The sequence below is a fragment of the Methylosinus sp. genome, assembly GCF_036560965.1.
GTDB lineage: Bacteria > Pseudomonadota > Alphaproteobacteria > Rhizobiales > Beijerinckiaceae > Methylosinus.
On the sequence record NZ_DATBQF010000077.1, the window covers coordinates 18002 to 37567 of the forward strand.

Here is a 19566-nt window from a genome sequence, read left to right on the forward strand (position 1 = left end):
GATGCTCATCGAACCCAAATCATTGACGCTATTTTGTTTTCCCTGCGCCGGCGCGAGCGCCGCGACCTATTTGCGCTGGCGCAGGCTGCTGCCCGATTGGATAGGCGTCGAGCCGGTCGAGCCGCCCGGGCGCGGCGCGCGCATCGCGGAGCCGCTCATCGACGATTACGATTCGCTCGTCGATCGCATGACCGACGAGCTCGCCGGGGCGCTGCCGACGAATTATGTGTTCTTCGGCCACAGCATGGGGGCTCTGCTGGCCTATGGCTGCGCGCATCGTCTGCGCGATCGTCGCGAGCGCGGCCCGCGAGCGCTGATTCTCGCCTGCTGCGCGGCGCCGACGCGACGCGACGAGGAAAGGCTCGCGCGGCTGAGAACCGACGCGGCGCTGCTCCAGGAGCTGAAGGACCTCAACGGCACGCCGACCGATGTGTTCGAGCATCCCGAGCTGCTGCGGCTCACGCTCGATATTCTGCGGGCCGATTTCGGCGTCTGCTCGAGCTTTCGACGTTTCGAGCGCGCGCCGCTCGACCTCGACCTGCATATATTCGGCGGCGTGGACGATGAGATCGAGGAGGAGCGACTCACGGCCTGGTCGCTCGAGACCTCCGCCGCCACGACGCTGCAAATGTTCGACGGCGGCCATTTCGTCATCAGAGACCGAGAGAGCGACATACTCGCGAGCCTGCGAAACGCGCTGCGCGGCTTCGCGCCCGCCGAACGCGAGAGCCGACGCGCGTTCAGCTGAGCGAGAACGTCTCGGCGCCGCGCCGCGATTTATCAGGGCGCGCCCTGCGGCTGCACGTCGAAATGCAGCATCATCCCCATGTCCTCGTGCTCCACGAGGTGGCAATGATAGGGATAGACCCCGGTATAGCCGCGCGGGAAATGCACCAAGAGCTCGACCAGCTCATTGGATTGAACGCGCACAGTGTCGTGACGCACGACGCCGTCGAAATCGAGCCGCCGCTCTATGCGCGCGAACACCGATTGCTCGGACGCGTCCTTGCGCAGGCGGAAACGCCGCAGCACGACGAAATTGACGAGATGCATATGGAACGGATGCATGTCGGGCGTCCCATCGGCGAGATGGGCCTGATCATTGCCGATATTGGCCACATACCAGCGCTCATAGCTCCCCTCGCGCGGGCGGATGACGGCGCGTCCCGCCGCCGGATTGTGCCGATAGAGATGGGCGTAGCGGTAGATCGGCGGATAGCCGGCCGGATCGACATTGTCGGTGGCGAGCGGCCATAGCGGATCGGCGCTGCGGCGCGCGTAGGGCGGATTGGGGTCCGCGGGCTCGAAGAAAAAGGCGCGCGAGACCTGATAGGCGACCGCAGCCGCGGGCGCGCCATCCTCCCATGGCGTCGCCAATTTGGCGTCGAAAGGAATGACGAAGGCACTCGGGTCGCCGGCCGGCGCCGTGGAGGGGCGCAGCTCCCACATTTGCGTATCGCGCCAGGGCGCGCCGGTGATCGGATTGACCGGCTCTGCATCCGCCTTGCCGGCGGTGTCGTTCATCAACAGCACGAAGCGATTGCGCACAATGGGCGCGTCGGCGTTGGCGCGCGTCAGCGCCGGCTTGCTGGCGTCCCAGCGGAAGCTCTCGTCGTCGGCGTAGCGCAGCAAAATCTTGTCGAGCGTCGCGCGATCGAGCGGCGGATGCGCGGCCGCATGCGCCGTCGCCGGCGAAGCGGGAGCCGTCGCCCCGGGCGCCGCCGCCCCATGCGTATGCGCGGCGTCGACGATGCGGAACTCCATCACATTGGCGAGCGGGAGATCGGCATGCGGCCCATCGCTCTGCATGGTGAAGGAGATCGCCTTCAGCGCCTCCGGCGTCCCCGGCGCGAATACCGAATCCGCGTCGTTCTGGAAGATCGGCTCCTGCTCCGGCTGCGTCGAATCATAGCCGGCGATCGACAGATTGACGAGATGGAGCGATCCGAGAACATCATTGTCGATGGCGGTGAAGTCGACGAGGACGTCGAGACGCTCGCCCGGCGCGAGCAGCAGATAATCCAGCTCCTCGAGCGGCTCGCCGCGGCTGAACAGGCCGCCGTCATTGCCGACGACCGTGAAAAGATCGCCATACCAGATCTTGCCGCCGATCTTGCCGTCGGGGTCGGCGAGCGTCAGCGCATAGCTGCGGGCGTTGGAGCCGTTGAGAAGGCGCAGGCGATAGATCTTCGGATTGACATGGGCGTGCGGCCAAGGCCTTCCATTGACGAAAATCGTGTCGCCCAGAAACTCCGGGCGGATGAAGACGCGCTTGCCGGTCGTGGCGTCCTTTTGAATCGGCACGCCCTTGCTGTAGCTGACCCCGGCGCTATCGGCGTTCAGGCAGCGATCTTGAATGACGAGCGGCAATTCCTGCGTCTCGTCGCCGATGAGATGGAACAGCTCGGCGTCGGAATGGTCGCGCACGAAATAGACGCCCGCGAGGCCGGCGTGCACCTGCACCGCGGTATTGTCCATGCCATGGTCGTGGAACCACAGCATCGCCGCGCGCTGGTCGTTGGGATAGCAATAGGCGCGATAGGCCGGCATTCCATAAGGATTGCCCTCGAAGCTCGCCGGGCTCAGCGGCCAGCCGTCCGAATCCGGACGCGCCTTGGCGCCATGCAGATGGGCGACGACGCCGACCGGATAATTCATCGATTTATACTGGTCTATGTCCTCGGCGAGATCCATCGGCGGCGGATCGATCGGCGGCATGGCGAGCGAGCGCGCGTCGCCGGGCTTTTCCGCCGGCATGGAGCCGATTCGGTTGATCCAGACCACCTCGAGCGGACGCCCGCGCGTGACATTGACGATCGGCCCGAGATAATTCTCGAGGCTGGCGGCGCGCTCCTGCGGCGAGCCCTGACGAATATAGCACCAGGCGTTGGGCGAGGCCGGCGCGGCGACGGAATCGGTATATTTGACGCTGCGCGCCTCGACTGAAATGGCGATCTTCCCCCAGCCGCCGGTCTGGCCGGCGCCGATCACGTCGAGGGCGGCGAGCGGCAGGTGATTGTCGAATTTCATGAGCATGAAACAAAATCCTCGAAAGAAGACGAAACCAACGCAGAACCACGTCGGCGAGCATAATCGGCCCTGTTTCGGCGCACAATGTGGCGGATTGCGTGTCCGCCTATCGCAGGACCCTCGCGCGCCTCTCGCGCCGCCCCTCGCGCCCTGCCCTTCGCCGTGCTAACCCGTTCCCCATGCCCTCCCTTCCCCCGCAGGCGCGCGCGCTGCTCAAATCCGTGTTCGGCTATGAGGATTTCCGGCCCGGCCAGGCGGAGATCATCGCCGCCGTGCTGGCCGGCGAGCCCGTGCTCGCCATCATGCCGACCGGCAGCGGCAAATCCATGTGCTACCAGCTGCCCGCGCTCGTCGACGGCAGGCTCACAGTGGTCGTCTCGCCGCTCATCGCCTTGATGCGCGATCAGGTGCGGCAGATGCGCGCCTATGGCGTGCCCGCAGCGACGCTCAACTCGATGAACGACGCCGCCGAGAATGACGAGGCGCGCCGCGGCATTCGCTCCGGCGAGTTGCGGCTGCTGTTCGTCTCGCCGGAACGGCTCGTGATGCCCGGCCTGATCGCCGAGCTGCAGCGCGCCGGCGCGACCCGGCTCGCCATCGACGAGGCGCATTGCGTCTCCGAATGGGGCCATGATTTCCGCCCCGAATATCGCGAGCTCGGCGCGACGGCGAAGGCGCTCGGCGCGCAGGTCGTCGGCCTCACCGCCACCGCCGACAGGGCGACGCGCGCCGACATCGCCCAACGCCTGTTCGCCACCAGCCCGCGCCTCTTCCTGCATAGTTTCGACCGGCCCAATCTCGCGCTCAATTTCGCCGCCAAGGACGGGCCCAGAAAGCAGCTCCAGCGCTTCTTGGAAAAGCATCGCGGCGAGAGCGGCATCGTCTATTGCTCGTCGCGCGACGCGACGGAAAAGCTCGCCGCCTTCTTCACGGACCAAGGCCATGCGGCAGTCTCCTATCACGCCGGGCTCGAGCAGACGCTGCGCAATCGCAATCAGGACCGCTTCCTGCAAGAAGACGGAATCATCGCCGTCGCGACCATCGCCTTCGGCATGGGCGTCAACAAGCCGGACGTTCGCTTCGTCGCCCATGCCGACATGCCGTCGAGCGTCGAAGCCTATTATCAGGAGATCGGCCGCGCCGGCCGCGACGGGCTGCCGGCCGACACGCTCACCCTCTATGGCCTCGACGACATGGCCTTCCGCCGCCGGCAGATCGATCAGAAAGAAGTGCCCGAGGAACGCAAGCGCGTCGAGCACGACCGCTTCTCGGCGCTCGCCATGCTGTGCGAGACGCCCTCCTGCCGGCGCCAGACGCTGCTCGCCTATTTCGACGAGGAGAGCCCGCCCTGCGGGCGCTGCGACATTTGTCTCGGCCAGGTGCAGGTCTATGACGGAGCCATAGACGCGCAAAAGGCGCTCTCGGCCGCCATGCGCACGGGACAACGCTTCGGCGCCGGCTATCTCGCCGATATTCTCATCGGCGAGGCGAGCGAGGCGGTGCGCCGCAACGGCCATGACGGCATCAAGACCTTCGGCGTCGGCAAGGATCGCTCCAAGCAGGATTGGAGCGCGATCATTCGGCAGCTGTTCGCCGCACGCGCGCTGGCGACCACGGAGCATGGCGGCTTTCGGCTGACGCAAAAGGGCGAGGATATTCTCTTCGGCCGCGCGCAGATTTCACTGCGCCGAGATCCGCTGACAGCGAAGGCGCCGCGCAGCAAGCGCGGCGAGGCGCCGCGGACGCAGGCGCTGGACGCGCAGGAGGAGCAGGTGCTCGCGGCGCTGAAGCGCAAGCGCCTGGAGCTCGCGCGCGAAGCGGGCCTGCCCGCCTATATGGTCTTTCCCGATCGCACGCTGATCGAAATGGCGTCGCACCGCCCGGCGACGCTCGACGAGATGCGGCGCGTGCAGGGCGTCGGCGAGCACAAGCTCGCGCAATATGGCGACGCTTTCCTCGAGGCGCTGGCCGACGCGCTGCGCTGAAGGATCAAGCGAGCTCGCGGCGGAACGACAATCGAAAGGTCGCGCCGCCGCCGGGCGTCTCGGCGATGGCGAGGCGGAGGCTCGGAAGCCTCTCGGCCAAATAGAACACGGCGCCGGCGGCGGCCGAAGGCTTCGAGCTGGGCGGCGGCGTCTATGCGATGGACGAACGCCGGGGCAATGACGCCAACAGCTGGAAGATGCCAGGCCATGTGAAATTCGACGCGTCCAAATCCAGCTCGACATCGAGAATCTCACCGACACGCGCTATTTCGAATATAGCGATGGTTGCAGCTTCGCCTATTATGGCGCGCCGCGCACCTTTGTCGGCTCGGTGAGTTTCAAATTCTGATCGCATGGGCGCCCCGACGGCGGCGCCCATCGCTTCATCTTCGGGAGCCCATCCATGAAGGAGCAACAGATTTTGCCCTCGTCTTCATCGCCCGATGGCGCCGCTTCCCGAGACACTGCTTCCCGAGACGCCGCCGCGCGACGCGAGAAGCGAAAAGCGCGGCGCAAGCTCTGGCTCGACATTCATCTCTATATCGGCCTCGTCGCCGGCGCGATGCTCGCGCTCATCGGCCTCACCGGCAGCGCGCTGGTGTTCTGGACCGAGATCGACGAAATGCTCGATCCCGCAATGTTCACCTCCGCCGCGCCGCCCGAGGGCGAGGCCGCCTTCGCGCCGCTCGGGCGAATAGGCGAGGCGCTGAACGCGGCGCTGCCCGCAGGCGCAAAGCCCGGCGGCGTCGGCATGCCGCGCAATGAGAGCGGCTGCTACAAGGTCTATTACGAGGATGCGAAGACAGGCGACACACGCCGCCTCTGCATCGATCCCTACACGGCGAAAGTGCTCGGCGACCGCGTCTATTGGTCGAAGAGCGGGGTCGCTCACCATAGCTTCATGAGCTTCCTGTTTCAGCTCCATTGGTCGCTGCTGCTCTACGACGTCGCCGGCGACCCGGGCGTCGTCGTCGGACTCGCCGCCATTCTGCTCGTCGTCTCCGTCTTCACCGGCGTCTATCTCTGGTGGCCCTCGCCCGGCAAATGGCTCGCCGCCTTCACCTTGAAACGAAACGCCAGCGGCGAGCGCCTGAACTATGATCTGCACAAGCTCGGCGGCCTCTATACGGCGGCGGTGCTGCTCGCCGTGCTGATCTCCGGCGTCTCGATGAATCTCGACACGCAATTCCAATGGGTCGTCGCGCTGTTCTCGCCGCTCAGCGCGGCGCAGCGCGGCGAGATCGTCTCCGGCCCCGCCGATGGACGGCCGCGCATTCCCTTCGAGCAGGCGGTCGACGCCGCCGCGCGGCTCTATCCGGAAGGACGACTCGAGAATGTCGGATTCCCGAAAGATGCGACAAGCGTCTACGAAATCTGCCGCACGGACATCGCCGAGATCAGCCGCTTCATCGGAACGCGCTGCGCTTTCGTCGATCAATATTCGGGCGAGGTCGTCGGCGTTCGCGATCCTGTCCATGGAACCGCGGGCGACGTCTTCATGCAATGGCAATGGCCTTTGCATTCCGGCCGCGCATTCGGCTGGACGGGACGCATTCTCGTCTTCGTCACCGGCCTCGTCTGTCCGCTGCTGTTCGTGACGGGCATGATCCGCTGGCTGCAGAAGCGCCGCGCGAAACGCTTCCATCGCGGCGCGGGCGAGCGCGCCGGCCATGACCCTTCGCATCGCCTCGCAGCCAGCGCCGAAAAAGCAAGCCGAACCTAACGCCAAAGTCTCATGAAAGTCGCGCGAAGGTCACGACAGGTTCGTGAAAGGTTTACCGAGCTTTTTTCGACGACTATTGCAGGCGCGCCGCTGTCAATGATATGGAACGACTTATCGTCGACGCGATGGCCGACATCTTCGTTTCGACACCCACATTCGGCGGCGTTCATCGACGATGCTCCTCAGAGGCGACGTCCTCCTCGGCTCGACTGCTCTCTGCATCCTCGCGCTGATGGCACCGGCGATCGCCGCGCCGGACAGTGACATTGCGGCCGAAAGCAAAGACGAGAAGCGCAAGAGCGCGGATGATTCCGCGCCACAGGCGAAATCGCTCGGCAAGGGCGTTTCCGGCGTCTTCGTCAATTCGTCGGTCGCCGACTCCGGCTATTCGCCGGGCTTCGTGATGCGCGGCTTTCCAGGCGGACTCACCCTGTTCGACGGCGCCGCGCATGGCTTCAGCTCGGAGGACGTCAATCTGTCGACGGTCGATCACGTCGAATTCTACAAGGGCCCGAGCGCCATGCTGTTCGGCAAGGCGCTCGGCGGCTATGGCGGCTCGGCGAATTACATCCGCAAGGCTCCGCTCGCCGAGCGCTTCGCGCGCGGAACGGCGACGATCGGCGCCTTCGACGTCTATCGCACGACCTTCGACATCGACACGCCGCTCGACGATGCGCAGACGCTGCTGTTCCGCATGACGGGCTTCGCGCAGAGCGTCGGCGGCTTCGTGGATTTCATGCGCGCCCGGGCCGTTCTGGTCGCGCCGGCGGCGACGCTGGTTCTCGACAATGGCGACCGAGCGACGCTGCGCGCCGAATATCGCGCCGGGCGCTTCGTCTATCGCGACGGCGTCCCCGCCTCGCCGATCTTTCTACATACGCCGCGCGAATTCTACGCCGGCGCGCCGGTCAATGAGCATGAACGGCCGCGGTCCGCGGATTTCACCTTCACCTATGAGCACGCCTTCGACGCCGACTGGTCGCTCACCACGGTCGTCGATTATTCGCTGAACGGCAACACCTATGGCTGGTTCCTCGGCTGGGGCTATGACGGCCTGCATTCGGTGACGCTCGGCCGTCCCGTGCGATCGCATTTCGCGGCGCGAAATTTCGACGCGCAATTGCGGTTGAACGGACGCTTCACGACGGGCGACATCGGCCACAATGTTTTTCTCGGCCTCGAGCATTGGGATTATTTCTACGGCCATGACGAATTATTCGCGCGCGATCCGCTGCCGAAGATCGACATAGGCGCGCCGCTCTATCCGCTCGGCGTCGATTATTCCGGCGCGCAATGGGCCAATGGCGCCGCGCGCGCCTGGAGCCGCTCCGTCTATGCGCAGGATCTCGTCGATCTCACGCCGCAATGGCGCATTCTGCTCGGCGGACGCTACGATCTGCTGGCGCAGCGCGAAACCGTCTTCGATCCCTTCGGCGCGCTTTCGGGGACATCCTCCTCCACGCTCGGCAAGGGAACGCGCGGCTATTTCAGCCCGCGCGCCGGCGTGCTGTTCCGCCCTGGCGAGACGACGAATCTCTTCGCCGCTTTCGGGCGCTCGCTCATACCCAATATCTCGGTGCGCGTGCGAGGCGGCGATGCGCCGCCGCCGCAGCAGGATACGCAATATGAGATCGGCTTCGAGCAGAGCTTTCCCGAATATAAAGCGCGTCTCGAGGTCGGCCTGTTCGATGTGACGCGCGATCATGTCGCCATCACCGACCCCGCCGATCCGGGCGGATTCTATTCGCTCGTCACCGGCCGCCAGCACAGCCATGGCGTCGAATTCAATCTCTCCGGCGAGATCCTTCCCGGTCTGCGCGCGAGCGGCGCCGCCACCTTCCTGCACGCCATCGTCGCCAAGGACTCCAATGTCCCCTCGCAAGCGGGCAGCGATCTCCTCGGCGCGCCGCGCCGCGTCTTCAGCGTCAGTCTCGACTATAGACCGGAGTGGGACCTCCTGCGCGGATTGGAGCTCGGCGCGAGCTATTATTACGCGAGCGCGGCGGAGGCGACGCTGCCCAATGTCCGAGGCTTCACCCTGGCGCCGCAGCAGATGCTCGGCGCCTCGCTCGGCTATCGCTTCGACGAGCATTGGAAGCTCGATGTGAGCGCGAGCAATCTCACCGACCGGCCGAATTTCACCTCGAGCGGCGCGCTCTATCGCGGCGAGCCGCGCTCGATCTCGGCGACATTGTCGTTCCGATATTGACGGCTCACCGCGTCAGCGTCGCGCCGATCAGCACGAGGCACGGCCCGTCGAGCGTCTCCTGCGCCACGCGCTGCGGCAAATCGCCGATCGTGCCGGCGACGATGCGCTGCTGCGGCGTGCTGGCGCGCTCGACGAGAAAGGCCGGCGTCGCAGGGTCCATGCCTTCGGCGAGCAGGCGCTTCGACAATGCGGGCAGCGTGCGATTGCCCATATAGACCGCCGTCGTCGCGCGATGGTCGGCGAGAGCGCGCCAATCGATATCCTCGGGGAATTTGCCGTCGCTCGTATGCGCAGTGACGAATTGCACGCGGCGCGCCGTATCGCGATTGGTGAGCGAGACCTCGAGCGCCGCCGCCGCGGCGAGCGCCGCCGTCACCCCCGGCACCACCTCCGCCTCGAGGCCTGCGGCGCGAATGGCGCAGAGCTCCTCATTGGCGCGGCCGAAGATCATCGGATCGCCGCCCTTCAGGCGCACGACATTCTTGCCCTCCTTGGCGAGCGTCACCAGCAGAGCGGTGATCTCCTCCTGCTTCACCGAAGGCGCATAGCCGCGCTTGCCGACATTGATGCGCGTCGCCTCGCGCCGCGCGAGATCGAGCACGGCGGCCGGCACCAGATCGTCGAACAGAACGACATCGGCGCCGACCAGCGCGCGCAGCCCTTTGAGCGTCAGCAGCTCGGGATCGCCCGGCCCCGCGCCGACCAGCGTCACGCGGCCGCGCGCGGAGGCGGCGTCGGCGCGGCGCGTCTCCTCGAGCAGCGCGTCGAGATCGTCGTCCTGCGGCGCATGCTCGACGCGCGCGAACGCCTCGCGCGTAAAACGCCGCCAAAAGTCGCGGCGTGCGAAAAAGTCGAGCCCCGAGGCCATCACGCGCGGACGAAAGGCGCGCGCCGCTCTGGTCCAGGCGGAGAAGGTCGCGGGGATCAGCGTCTCGACGCGCGCGCGCACGGCCTGCGCGAAAGCCGGCGCCGCGCCGCTGGTGGAGACGCCGATGACGAGCGGCGAACGATTGACGATGGCGCCCATCGTGAAATCGCTGAGCCCCGGCCGGTCCGTGAGATTGACCGGAACCCCATGCGTCTTGGCGGCGTCGCGAAAGGCCTGCGCCTCCGCATCCGCCTCGATGACGGCGAGCGCCATCGCCGCGCCGGCGAGATCCTCCGCGCGCCAATCGCGTTCGATCAGCGTGAGGCGCGCGCGCGCGGCGGCGACGGCCTCGAGCCGCGGCGAAGGCGACGCGGCGAAAACCTCGACAAAGGCGCCCGCGGCGGCGGCGAGGTCGGCCTTCCAGGCCGCGCCGTCCGAGCCGCCGGCGACCACGACGCGCCGCCCCTCCAGCGCGTAGAACACCGGGAGCGTGGCGAGCTCCTGCATCAGCTCGGCTGGGACTTCGTCAGGCTTGCGCGTCACTCGGCTCTCTCTTCCCCCGTCACTCGGTCCCGCCGTCGCTCGGTCCCGTCCACCCGGGCATTTAGCCCCGATCCGCCAAAAGAAAAAGCGGCCCGCAGGGGCCGCTTTCGCCAACCGAACGGAATGTTCGGATTACTTCTTCTTGCCGTCCGCGCCGAACTGGCTGAGATAGGCCCAGACGTCGTCCTGGTCCTGGTCCTTGGGCAGGCCCGGGAAGATCATCTTGGTGCCGGGGACCTTGGCCTTCGGGCTCTTGACGAACTCCTTGAAGACGGCCTCGTCCCAGGTGATGCCGGACGCCTTGAGCGCGTCGGAATAATTATAGCCCTCGGCGGTCGCGGCCTTGCGGCCGTTGATGCCGTTGAGCTCGGGAGCGACCGCATTCTTGGCGGTCTCGCCGACCTGATGGCAGGCCTTGCACTTGTTGAAGATCTTCTCGCCCGCCGCGGGATCGCCGGCGGCGATCGCCTGGCCGGCCATGGCGGCGAAAGCGACGCCCGCAGCGAGCGTCAGCCTGGTCACAAATTTCATCCTCGTTCCTTTCCTCGAAGCGTCGTCCCCTGGGAACCGACTGTCTTAATTTTGCCGGCCCTGGCGTGACGCCTGCGCCGATCGTTCATCCCGCGGCCGGGAAACTATATCGGAGCGCTATTGGTGACAATATGCTCCGCTTGCTGAACAGCGCCTGAAATGTCGTTAGGTAACGCGGCGCAACGTCAAATTGATGCGTCCGCCCGCCGCAAAAAGCGGCGAGGACAGCTTCGGCGCGAGCTCCGGCAGCAGCCGATCGACGCCATGGAAGCGCAGCCGCGCCGGTCCGCCCAGCGTCAGCACATCGCCGGACGACAGCGCGAAGACGCGCGACGAATCGGAGCGCTTGACGCCGCCGAGACGGAATCGGCAATCGGCGCCGAGCGAAACGGAGAGAATCGGAGCCGAGAAATCCGCCTCGTCCCGATCCTGATGCGGCCCCATGCGCGCCTCGGGCCCATAGAAATTGACGAGGCAGGCCTCCGGCGGATGCGGATAATCCGCGAGCTTCTCCCATGCGTCGAGCAGCATTCGCGGCATGGGCGGCCAGGGCTCGCCGGTTTCGGGATGGCGCGCCTCGTAACGATAGCCGCGCGCCTGATCGCTGAGCCAGCCGAGCGGGCCGCAATTGGTCGTGCGCACCGAGAAAGGCAGCCCGCTGCGCGGCATGGTCGGCGTGAGCAGCGGCGCGGCGGCGATGACGCTCTCCAGCTCGCGCAGCAGCGCGCGCTGCGCGGCCTCGTCGAAATAGCCGCGGTAAAGGCGAACGCCCGGCTCTATCTCCGACATTCTCGCTCCGTCCTGCGAGGAGCGCCGCGCGTCACCGGTCGAGCACGTCCTTGGCGGCGACGGTCGAATCGGAATTGAGCCGGTAGACGATCGGCACGCCGGTGGTGATCTCGAGAGAGGACACCGATTCGGGCGTCAGCCGATCGAGCACCATGGCCAGCGCCCGCAGCGAATTGCCATGCGCGGCGACCAGCACGCGCTCGCCGCGCAGAGCGCGCGGCAAAATCTCCTGGCAATAGAAGGGCAGCACGCGCGCCACCGTATCCTTGAGGCTCTCTCCGCCGGGCGGCGCGACGTCATAGGACCGCCGCCACAACCGCACCTGCTCCTCGCCCCATTGCTGGCGCGCCTCGTCCTTGTTGAGGCCGGAGAGATCGCCGTAATGCCGCTCGTTGAGCGCACGGCTGCGGATGACGGGCACGTCCTTCTGCCCGAGCTCGTGAAAGGTGAGATCGAGCGTGCGCTGCGCGCGCAGCAGCAGCGAGGTGAAGCCTATGTTGAAGCGCAGATCGATGCGCTTCAGCTCGCGTCCGGCGCGCCGCGCCTCCTCGATCCCCTTGGGCGTCAGATCGGGGTTCTTCCAGCCTGTGAACAGGTTCTTGGCGTTCCACTCGCTTTCGCCATGGCGGAGGAGGACGAGAATACGGTCCATGCAGGCTATGTCCCTCGAATCGAACGATGCGGCGCGCTGTCAGGCGCCGGCGAGGCCGAGCACGTCGGCCATAGAATAGAGGCCGGCCGGCCGCCCTCGCGTCCAAATAGCGGCGGCGATGGCGCCCCGCGCGAAAATGCCGCGATCCTCGGCGCGATGAGCGAGCTCTATGCGCTCCCCCGCCCCGGCGAAGATCACCGAATGCTCGCCCACCACCGTGCCGCCGCGCAGCGAGGCGAAGCCTATGTCGCCCTCCCGCCGCGGTCCGGTGAGCCCGTCGCGGGCGCGGGCGCTGTGCTCGCCGAGCGCGACGTCCCGCCCCCGCGCGGCCGCCTCGCCCAGCAGCAGCGCCGTGCCGGAAGGGGCGTCGACCTTCATGCGATGGTGCATCTCGACGATCTCTATGTCCCAGGCGACGCCGAGCGCCTTCGCGGCGCGCTCCACCAGAACGGCGAGAAGATTGACGCCGAGGCTCATATTGCCGGAGCGCACGACGGGAACGCGCTCGGCGGCCGTCGCGAGAGCGGCCATGTCCTCGCTCGACAATCCGGTGGTGCCGATGACATGGGCGACGCCGGCCGCCGCGGCGAGCCCGGCGAGCGCCACGGTCGTCGCCGGCGTCGAAAAATCGATGGCCACATCGGCCTCGGCGAGCGCGGCCGTCGCATCGGCGCAGAGGCGCACGCCATTGGCGGGACGGCCGACCAGCAGGCCCGCATCCTCCCCGAGGATGGGCGAATGGGCCGAGACGACCGCTCCGGTCAGCACGACGCCTTTCGTCTCCCCCGCGGAGGCGATCAGCATCCGGCCCATGCGGCCGGCGGCGCCGACGACGACCAGCCGCACATCGCTCATCAACCTTGCCCCCACAAAGATTGCACGCGGGCTCCGCAGAACGGCCCTGCGGCCAGTCTATACAGCCCCGATGCGCGAATGAGAAGGGGAGACGCCCTACCCGATCAGGTGGCTATTTGCCCTTCGGGCGAAACGCCGCGACGCGCGCCGGATCGGTCTCTATATAGGCGGCGCCGATGAGATCGAGACAATAGGGCACGGCCGGCATCACCGCGTCGAGGCAAAGCTCGATGGCGGCGGGCTTTCCGGGCAGGTTGATGACGAGACATTTGCCTCGGTGAGCGGCCAATTGCCGCGACAGAATCGCGGTCGGCGTCTGCGCCAGCGACACTTTGCGCATCAGCTCGCCGAAGCCGGGCAATTCGCGCGGCGCGGCGGCGAGCGTCGCCTCGGGCGTCAGATCGCGCGGCGAAGGCCCTGTCCCGCCCGTGGTGACGACGAGATCGCAGCCGATATTGTCGGCGAGATCGATGAGCGTGTCGCGCACGCTCTCGAAACCATCGGGAATGAGGCGCCGCTCGATGCGGAACGGGCTCGTCAGCACCTTCTCGAAATAGGCGGCGATGGCCGGTCCGCTGACATCCTCATAAACGCCGGCGCTGGCGCGATCGGAGGCGGTGACGACGCCGATGACGGCTTCCTGCTTCTGTGTCATGCGCGCACAATAGCGGCTCCGAGGCGCGAGACAACCGAAAGCTCCGCCCGCCTCCGACAGGCATGAAGCGCTTCTCGTATTGCTATCGAGGATAGGGCGCGCAAGGGCGATTCGCTCGCACGACGTTTCAACATTGCGTCGGCGGCCCGGGAGCGGCTCTGGAACGACTCGTCGATCGAGATCGTCTTACGTCCATCGAGATCGTCTTGCGCAGCGGCGATGGATCGATCGCGCGCGCCGCGGATCCCTGAAATTCGCTACGGCGCGAAATTCACGACTGTACAAAAATCAAACACGGCAGGACGGAGGCTCTTCGATGAGAAGCCCCCTGGGCGCGCGAAAAATCGCGCGCCCGGCGGCGTCACGATCGCGGAAGCGGGACTCCCGCCGGGCTCGCGTCGTTCCGGAAGGATTATTCCTTCACCGAAGCCGGCTCGCAGCCGCACTTCTGATAGCAGGCGCCCTTAGCCTCCTTGGCCTTCTCGATGGACTCGGGAGTCGCCGAGAAGCGATTCTTGACGGAGACATATTCGAAGAAGCACTTGTCGACGCAGACGCCCTGCTTGTCTTCATCCTTGATGTCGCAACCGGCGAAAACCGGGCCGACCATGCCGAGCGACAGAGCAGCGGCCGTCACAATGGCGCGAAAGTTCATTTGCCGTTTCCCTCTTTTTGGATGTGGGACCATTTGTCCCTTATTTGTTACAGGGCGCATCGTCCCGCGGGCAAATAGGCTGTTTTCGCTGCGCCTGTCAATGTAATTGACATTTTTGCGGCGCCCCGAAAATCATGCGGAGAAGAGCTTCGCTGCACTGCAAAAGGAGCATTTCCCGACCGGTCGCGAAAAACAGCCCGCCGCCTCATTCGGCGACGTAGATTTGCGCGCCCTTCTCCAAGAACTCCGCGCTCTTTTCCGCAAAGCCCTTGTCACGCTCGGCGAGCGCCGCCGCCTCCTCGCGCAGATCGCGCGTGATCTGCATGGAGCAGAATTTCGGCCCGCACATGGAGCAGAAATGCGCGACCTTATGCGCCTCCTTGGGCAAGGTCTCGTCGTGATAGCGGCGCGCCGTATCGGGATCGAGCCCGATGTCGAATTGATCCTCCCAACGGAAGTCGAAACGCGCGCGGCTCATCGCATCGTCGCGCTCCTGCGCCGCCGGATGGCCCTTGGCGAGATCGGCAGCGTGCGCTGCGATGCGATAAGTGATGACGCCGGTCTTCACATCCTCGCGATCCGGCAGGCCGAGATGCTCCTTGGGCGTCACATAGCAGAGCATCGCCGTGCCGAACCAGCCGATCATGGCGGCGCCGATGCCGGAGGTGATGTGGTCGTAGCCCGGCGCGATGTCGGTGACGAGCGGCCCGAGCGTGTAGAACGGCGCCTCGCCGCATTCGCGCAGCTGCTTCTCCATATTCACTTTGATCTTGTGCATCGGCACATGGCCGGGGCCTTCGATCATCACCTGGCAGCCCTTGTCCCAGGCGATCTTGGTCAACTCGCCGAGAGTCTCGAGCTCGGCGAATTGCGCGGCGTCATTGGCGTCCGCGATGCAGCCGGGACGCAATCCGTCGCCGAGCGAGAAGGACACGTCATAGCGGCGCATGATGTCGCAGATCTCGTCGAAGCGCTCATAGAGGAAGCTCTCGCTGTGTCGCGAGAGGCACCAGCGCGCCATGATCGAGCCGCCGCGCGAGACGATGCCGGTGACTCTCGCGGCGGTGAGCGGCACATGGCCGAGGCGCACGCCCGCATGAATGGTGAAATAATCGACGCCCTGCTCCGCCTGCTCGATCAGCGTGTCCTTGAACACCTCCCAGTCGAGCTTCGTCGCGTCGCCGCCGACCTTCTCGAGCGCCTGATAGATCGGCACCGTGCCGATCGGAACGGGCGCATTGCGGATGATCCAGTCGCGAATATTGTGAATATTGCGTCCGGTGGAGAGATCCATCACCGTATCGGCGCCCCAGCGGATCGCCCACACCATTTTCTCCACCTCCTCCGCGACCGAGGAGGTGATGGCCGAATTGCCGATATTGGCGTTGACCTTCACCAGGAAATTGCGGCCGATGATCATCGGCTCGGCTTCCGGATGATTGATGTTGGCGGGAATGACGGCGCGTCCGCACGCCACTTCCTGACGCACGAACTCCGGCGTCACATAGGCGGGAATTTCGGCGCCGAATCCCTCGCCCGCCTCTATGCGCTCGGCGGCCTGCGCGAAGGCGCGCTCGCGGCAGAGATTCTCGCGATGCGCGACATAGATCATCTCTTCCGTGATCGCGCCGGCGCGCGCATATTCGAGCTGCGTCACCGGCGCCGAGCCGGCGGCGCGGCGAATGGCGCGCGGAGCGGGACAGGGCGGAACCAGCCGATCCTCGCCGACGAAGCCATTGTCCTCCGCCTTCACGGCGCGGCCGGCGTAGGCCTCGAGGCCGGCCCGGCTCTCGAGCCAGCGACGCGCCGCCGGCAAGCCCGCCGAAAGATCCGGGACGAATTCCGCGCAGCTATAGGGGCCGGACGGATCATAGACGCGCAGCGGCGCGTCGCCGGACGAGGGATGAAGAGCGATCTCGCGCACCGGGACTCGAATATCCTCGACGCGAATATCCTCCCGCCCGCGCGGGGAGGAATAGAGCTTGCGCGACCCGCCGATCGGGCCGGTGGTCACGCTCTGGGGAGTCGTCGGGCGTTTGTCCTGCACGTTCATCGTCGCGCTCCCTTGTCTCGAGGATGGCTGGGCGGCAGGCGACGGAGTCGGCCGACGCCGTCCGCAACATCGGACGACGCGTCCCTTTGGCCTTCCCTCGCGCCGGCATTACCCGGATCAGGTTCGATGGGTGCTTCTCAGCCGCTCCTCATCGGAGCGGCGCCCCTCGCCAAGGCGCGCATGTTATCCGCGGCCCCGGATCGCGGCAAGTCCGGCAATCGACCGTCCGGCAAATCGACAGCGTGGCTGTCGACGGTCCCGCTATCGACGGCCCGGCGGCGGAGCGCTGTGGCAAAAACGTGACAGATCCGAAAATATTCACAGGCGTCCGACCGATAGCGATGTCGCGGACCGCCCGCTCTGTTAGATTCTCTGATAGATTCTTGGGCAATAGTGAGTCGTGAGATACAAACGCCGCCGGGTTGCCGAGTGCTTCTAAATGGCGTGTGAACGACGACCGATCTGGGGCGGGGCGATAGATAATGAACGGATATTCCTGGCGCACTCTCGCCTCGGCGGCTGCTCTCACGATTTCTCTCGCAGCTCCGTCACTCGCCGCGGACGGCTATTTTCTGATCGGCTACGGCCCGCGTCAGAAGGCGCTGGGCGGCGCCGGCGTCGCCGATTCGCGCGACTCCATGTCGCTGTCGATCAATCCGGCCGGACTCGTCGATCTCGAGCGCCGGCAGATGCAGCTGGGCGTCACCGCTCTGTTTCCGGAGCGCGGCTATTCGACCGACGGCGCGCCCAAGGTGCTGGCGCCGGGCGACGTCCGCAGCGGGCGGCCGATCTTCCCTGTGCCCCATAACTCCTATTCTGCGCCGATCGACGCGGAGTCGGCCTGGGGCACGGCCTCCTACGCCAACGGCGGCATCAACACCTCCTTCGATTTCGGCCATTTTCACCCGCCGTCAGGGGGCCCCTTCGGCGGCGGCTATGCGGGCGTCGATCTCGAGCAGGCCTTCACCAGCGTCGGCTATGCGCGCAAATACGGCGCGCTGTCGATCGGCATCGCGCCCACCATCGCGGTGCAGAGGATCAATCTGCAGGGTCTCAAATCCTTTTCGCCCTATTCCGCCGATATGTACAGCCTGTCCGACAATGGCTATGACTGGTCGTTCGGCGGCGGCGTGCGGCTCGGCCTGCAATGGCGCGTGACCGACCAGTTCCGCATCGGCGTCGCCGGCTCGACGCCGATGTTCATGACACGTTTCCGCAAATATTCGGGCCTCTTCGCCGATGGCGGCAGCTTCGACATTCCGGCCAATCTCACGGCCGGCGTCGCCTATGATCTGACGCCAGATCTGACCGTCATGGCCGACTGGCGCCATATCTTCTATTCGGGCGTCGGATCTGTCTCCAATTCGAGCTTCCCGGTGCTGCTGCGCTCGCTCGGCTCCTCGGGCGGCCCCGGCTTCGGCTGGAAGGACACCGATTCGGCGTCGTTCGGCGTCGAATGGCGCGTGCAGCCGGGCTTTGCGCTGCGCGCCGGCTATCATTATGTGACCAACCCGATCCCGACGAATTCGGTGACGCTGAACATACTCGCGCCGATCATCAACGCGCATCACATCAGCGGCGGCCTCAGCTACGACATCACCAAGAATTCGACGCTCGACCTCGCCGTCGTCTACGCTTTCAAGAACAATGTGCGCGGTCCCGAGGCGCTGCCGCAGACGGCGGCGACGCCTTTCGGCGCCTATAATCCGGCCGCCAACGTCAATCTGTGGCTGCGCGGCCTCGAGGTCTCGGTCGGCTGGACCTATAAATTCGACCTCGGCGACAATTCTCTGATCCCGACCCATCTCTGAGAACGAGAGCGAGGCCGCGGCGCGCCGAAGCGGCGGCCGCGGCCTTTTCGCATTATCCGATGACGATCTTGGGCGGCGCCCGGCGCGACTGCGTCTCCAGCAGATTCTTCACCTTGGCGGCGAGATCCTTGTAGATCGCCGCATGGGGTCCGTCCGGCGCGGAGGCGACGACCGGCGTGCCGGCGTCCGAGGTCTGGCGAATGGCGAGATCGAGCGGCACCTCGCCGAGGAAGGGCACGCCCAGCGCCTCCGCGTCCTGCCGCGCGCCGCCATGGGAGAAGATGTCCGTGCGGCCACCGCAATGCGGGCAGAGGAAATAGCTCATATTCTCGACGACGCCGAGAATGGGCGTCGACACTTTCTGGAACATTGCGACGCCGCGGCGCGCGTCGATCAGCGCCAGATCCTGAGGGGTCGAGACCACGACCGCGCCGGCGAGCGGCACCTGCTGCGCCATGGTCAGCTGCGCGTCGCCCGTCCCGGGCGGCATGTCGACGACGAGCGCGTCGAGCTCGCCCCAGGCGACCTCGCCGAGCATCTGGCCCAGCGCCTGCGCCACCATGGGGCCGCGCCAGACCATGGGCACATCCTCCTCGACCAGAAAGCCGATGGACATGATCTTGATCCCATAGGCCTCGAGCGGGATCATCTTATTGCCGACGACCTCCGGCTTGCCGGTGAGGCCGAAGAGGCGCGGCGCGGACGGGCCGTAGATGTCGGCGTCGAGCAGGCCGACGCGCCACCCATGCGCCGCGAGGCCGAGCGCCAGATTGGCGGCGGTTGTCGATTTTCCGACGCCGCCTTTGCCCGAGGAGACGGCGACGATATATTTGATCTTCTCCAGCGCGGCGATGGGCCGGCGCTGCTGCGCCTGACCGGGCGGCGGCGCAGCCGGGGCGGCCTGGGGCGCGCGCTCCGCCGTGAGCGTCACGATCGCCGACTCGACGCCCGGCACCGTCTTCACGGCGCCCTCGACGGCGACGCGCAGAACCTCGAGCTCCTTGGCCCGCGCCGGATCGCCGGTAAGGGAAACGAAGGCCTTGGCCCCCGACACATTGACTCCGCTGACGAGGCCGGCCGCGACGATCGATTTGCCGTCCGGACCGGCGACGCTCTCCAGCGCTTTCAAGACTGATGCTTCATCGGCCACTGTCTTCGCCCTTTCGCACGAACCCGCTTTCCGACGCCCTCTCGCGAGGGCGTCTTT

Annotated in this window: 15 protein-coding genes and 1 riboswitch; of the genes, 5 read left to right on the top strand and 10 right to left on the bottom strand. The window is 66.2% G+C overall.

From position 1 onward, the window contains the following. Position 1: 1 nt before the first annotated feature. Complete coding sequence (locus tag VIF40_RS19815; RefSeq protein ID WP_331939241.1) at positions 2 to 748, top strand: thioesterase II family protein; 747 nt, start codon at positions 2 to 4, stop codon at positions 746 to 748. A 32-nt stretch (positions 749 to 780) separates the two neighbouring features. On the opposite strand, the gene VIF40_RS19820 is transcribed toward VIF40_RS19815, so the two are convergent. Further along, a complete protein-coding gene (locus VIF40_RS19820) occupies positions 781 to 3036 on the bottom strand; it encodes a multicopper oxidase family protein (RefSeq protein ID WP_331939242.1) in 2256 nt (751 codons plus the stop codon). Positions 3037 to 3209: 173 nt separating this feature from the next. On the opposite strand from VIF40_RS19820, the gene recQ reads away from it, so the two are divergent. The 3 genes from recQ to VIF40_RS19835 all read left to right on the top strand — a co-directional run bounded on the left by recQ (position 3210) and on the right by VIF40_RS19835 (position 8947). After that, on the top strand, positions 3210 to 5015 hold the full coding sequence (gene recQ, locus VIF40_RS19825) for a DNA helicase RecQ (RefSeq protein WP_331939243.1): 1806 nt from the start codon (positions 3210 to 3212) through the stop codon (positions 5013 to 5015). Between the two features lie 403 nt (positions 5016 to 5418). After that, the gene (locus VIF40_RS19830) at positions 5419 to 6738 is read left to right on the top strand and encodes a PepSY-associated TM helix domain-containing protein (RefSeq protein WP_331939244.1); all 1320 of its coding nucleotides are present in this window, start codon (positions 5419 to 5421) and stop codon (positions 6736 to 6738) included. Between the two features lie 175 nt (positions 6739 to 6913). Beyond that, a complete protein-coding gene (locus VIF40_RS19835; protein ID WP_331939245.1) occupies positions 6914 to 8947 on the top strand; it encodes a TonB-dependent receptor in 2034 nt (677 codons plus the stop codon). Between the two features lie 4 nt (positions 8948 to 8951). Here the strand turns inward: VIF40_RS19835 and cysG are convergent, their stop codons facing one another. The 8 genes from cysG to thiC form a co-directional block, all read right to left on the bottom strand. Continuing rightward, positions 8952 to 10358 carry a siroheme synthase CysG gene (cysG, locus tag VIF40_RS19840; RefSeq protein ID WP_331939246.1) on the bottom strand — a complete coding sequence of 469 codons (1407 nt, stop codon included), beginning with the start codon at positions 10356 to 10358 and terminating at the stop codon, positions 8952 to 8954. Between the two features lie 132 nt (positions 10359 to 10490). Continuing rightward, positions 10491 to 10889: a cytochrome c-554 gene (locus VIF40_RS19845; RefSeq protein WP_331939247.1), complete on the bottom strand. Its 399-nt coding sequence runs from the start codon at positions 10887 to 10889 to the stop codon at positions 10491 to 10493. A 165-nt stretch (positions 10890 to 11054) separates the two neighbouring features. Next, positions 11055 to 11678 (bottom strand): alpha-ketoglutarate-dependent dioxygenase AlkB, encoded by a 624-nt coding sequence (locus tag VIF40_RS19850; RefSeq protein WP_331939248.1) that lies wholly within the window; start codon positions 11676 to 11678, stop codon positions 11055 to 11057. Between the two features lie 31 nt (positions 11679 to 11709). Further along, positions 11710 to 12330 (bottom strand): 2,3-bisphosphoglycerate-dependent phosphoglycerate mutase, encoded by a 621-nt coding sequence (locus tag VIF40_RS19855; RefSeq protein WP_331939249.1) that lies wholly within the window; start codon positions 12328 to 12330, stop codon positions 11710 to 11712. Between the two features lie 39 nt (positions 12331 to 12369). Continuing rightward, complete coding sequence (dapB, locus tag VIF40_RS19860) at positions 12370 to 13185, bottom strand: 4-hydroxy-tetrahydrodipicolinate reductase (protein ID WP_331939250.1); 816 nt, start codon at positions 13183 to 13185, stop codon at positions 12370 to 12372. Between the two features lie 112 nt (positions 13186 to 13297). Beyond that, on the bottom strand, positions 13298 to 13840 hold the full coding sequence (gene mog / locus VIF40_RS19865; RefSeq protein ID WP_331939251.1) for a molybdopterin adenylyltransferase: 543 nt from the start codon (positions 13838 to 13840) through the stop codon (positions 13298 to 13300). Between the two features lie 412 nt (positions 13841 to 14252). Then, positions 14253 to 14495 carry a hypothetical protein gene (locus tag VIF40_RS19870; RefSeq protein ID WP_331939252.1) on the bottom strand — a complete coding sequence of 81 codons (243 nt, stop codon included), beginning with the start codon at positions 14493 to 14495 and terminating at the stop codon, positions 14253 to 14255. A 205-nt stretch (positions 14496 to 14700) separates the two neighbouring features. Continuing rightward, a complete protein-coding gene (gene thiC, locus VIF40_RS19875) occupies positions 14701 to 16548 on the bottom strand; it encodes a phosphomethylpyrimidine synthase ThiC (protein WP_331939253.1) in 1848 nt (615 codons plus the stop codon). 75 nt (positions 16549 to 16623) lie between these two features. After that, positions 16624 to 16725: riboswitch (TPP riboswitch) on the bottom strand. A gap of 305 nt (positions 16726 to 17030) precedes the next feature. Here thiC and VIF40_RS19880 point away from each other — a divergent pair. Then, positions 17031 to 18359 (top strand): OmpP1/FadL family transporter, encoded by a 1329-nt coding sequence (locus VIF40_RS19880; RefSeq protein ID WP_331939254.1) that lies wholly within the window; start codon positions 17031 to 17033, stop codon positions 18357 to 18359. Between the two features lie 52 nt (positions 18360 to 18411). Here the strand turns inward: VIF40_RS19880 and VIF40_RS19885 are convergent, their stop codons facing one another. Then, positions 18412 to 19509 (bottom strand): Mrp/NBP35 family ATP-binding protein, encoded by a 1098-nt coding sequence (locus VIF40_RS19885; protein ID WP_331939255.1) that lies wholly within the window; start codon positions 19507 to 19509, stop codon positions 18412 to 18414. Positions 19510 to 19566 lie beyond the last annotated feature (57 nt).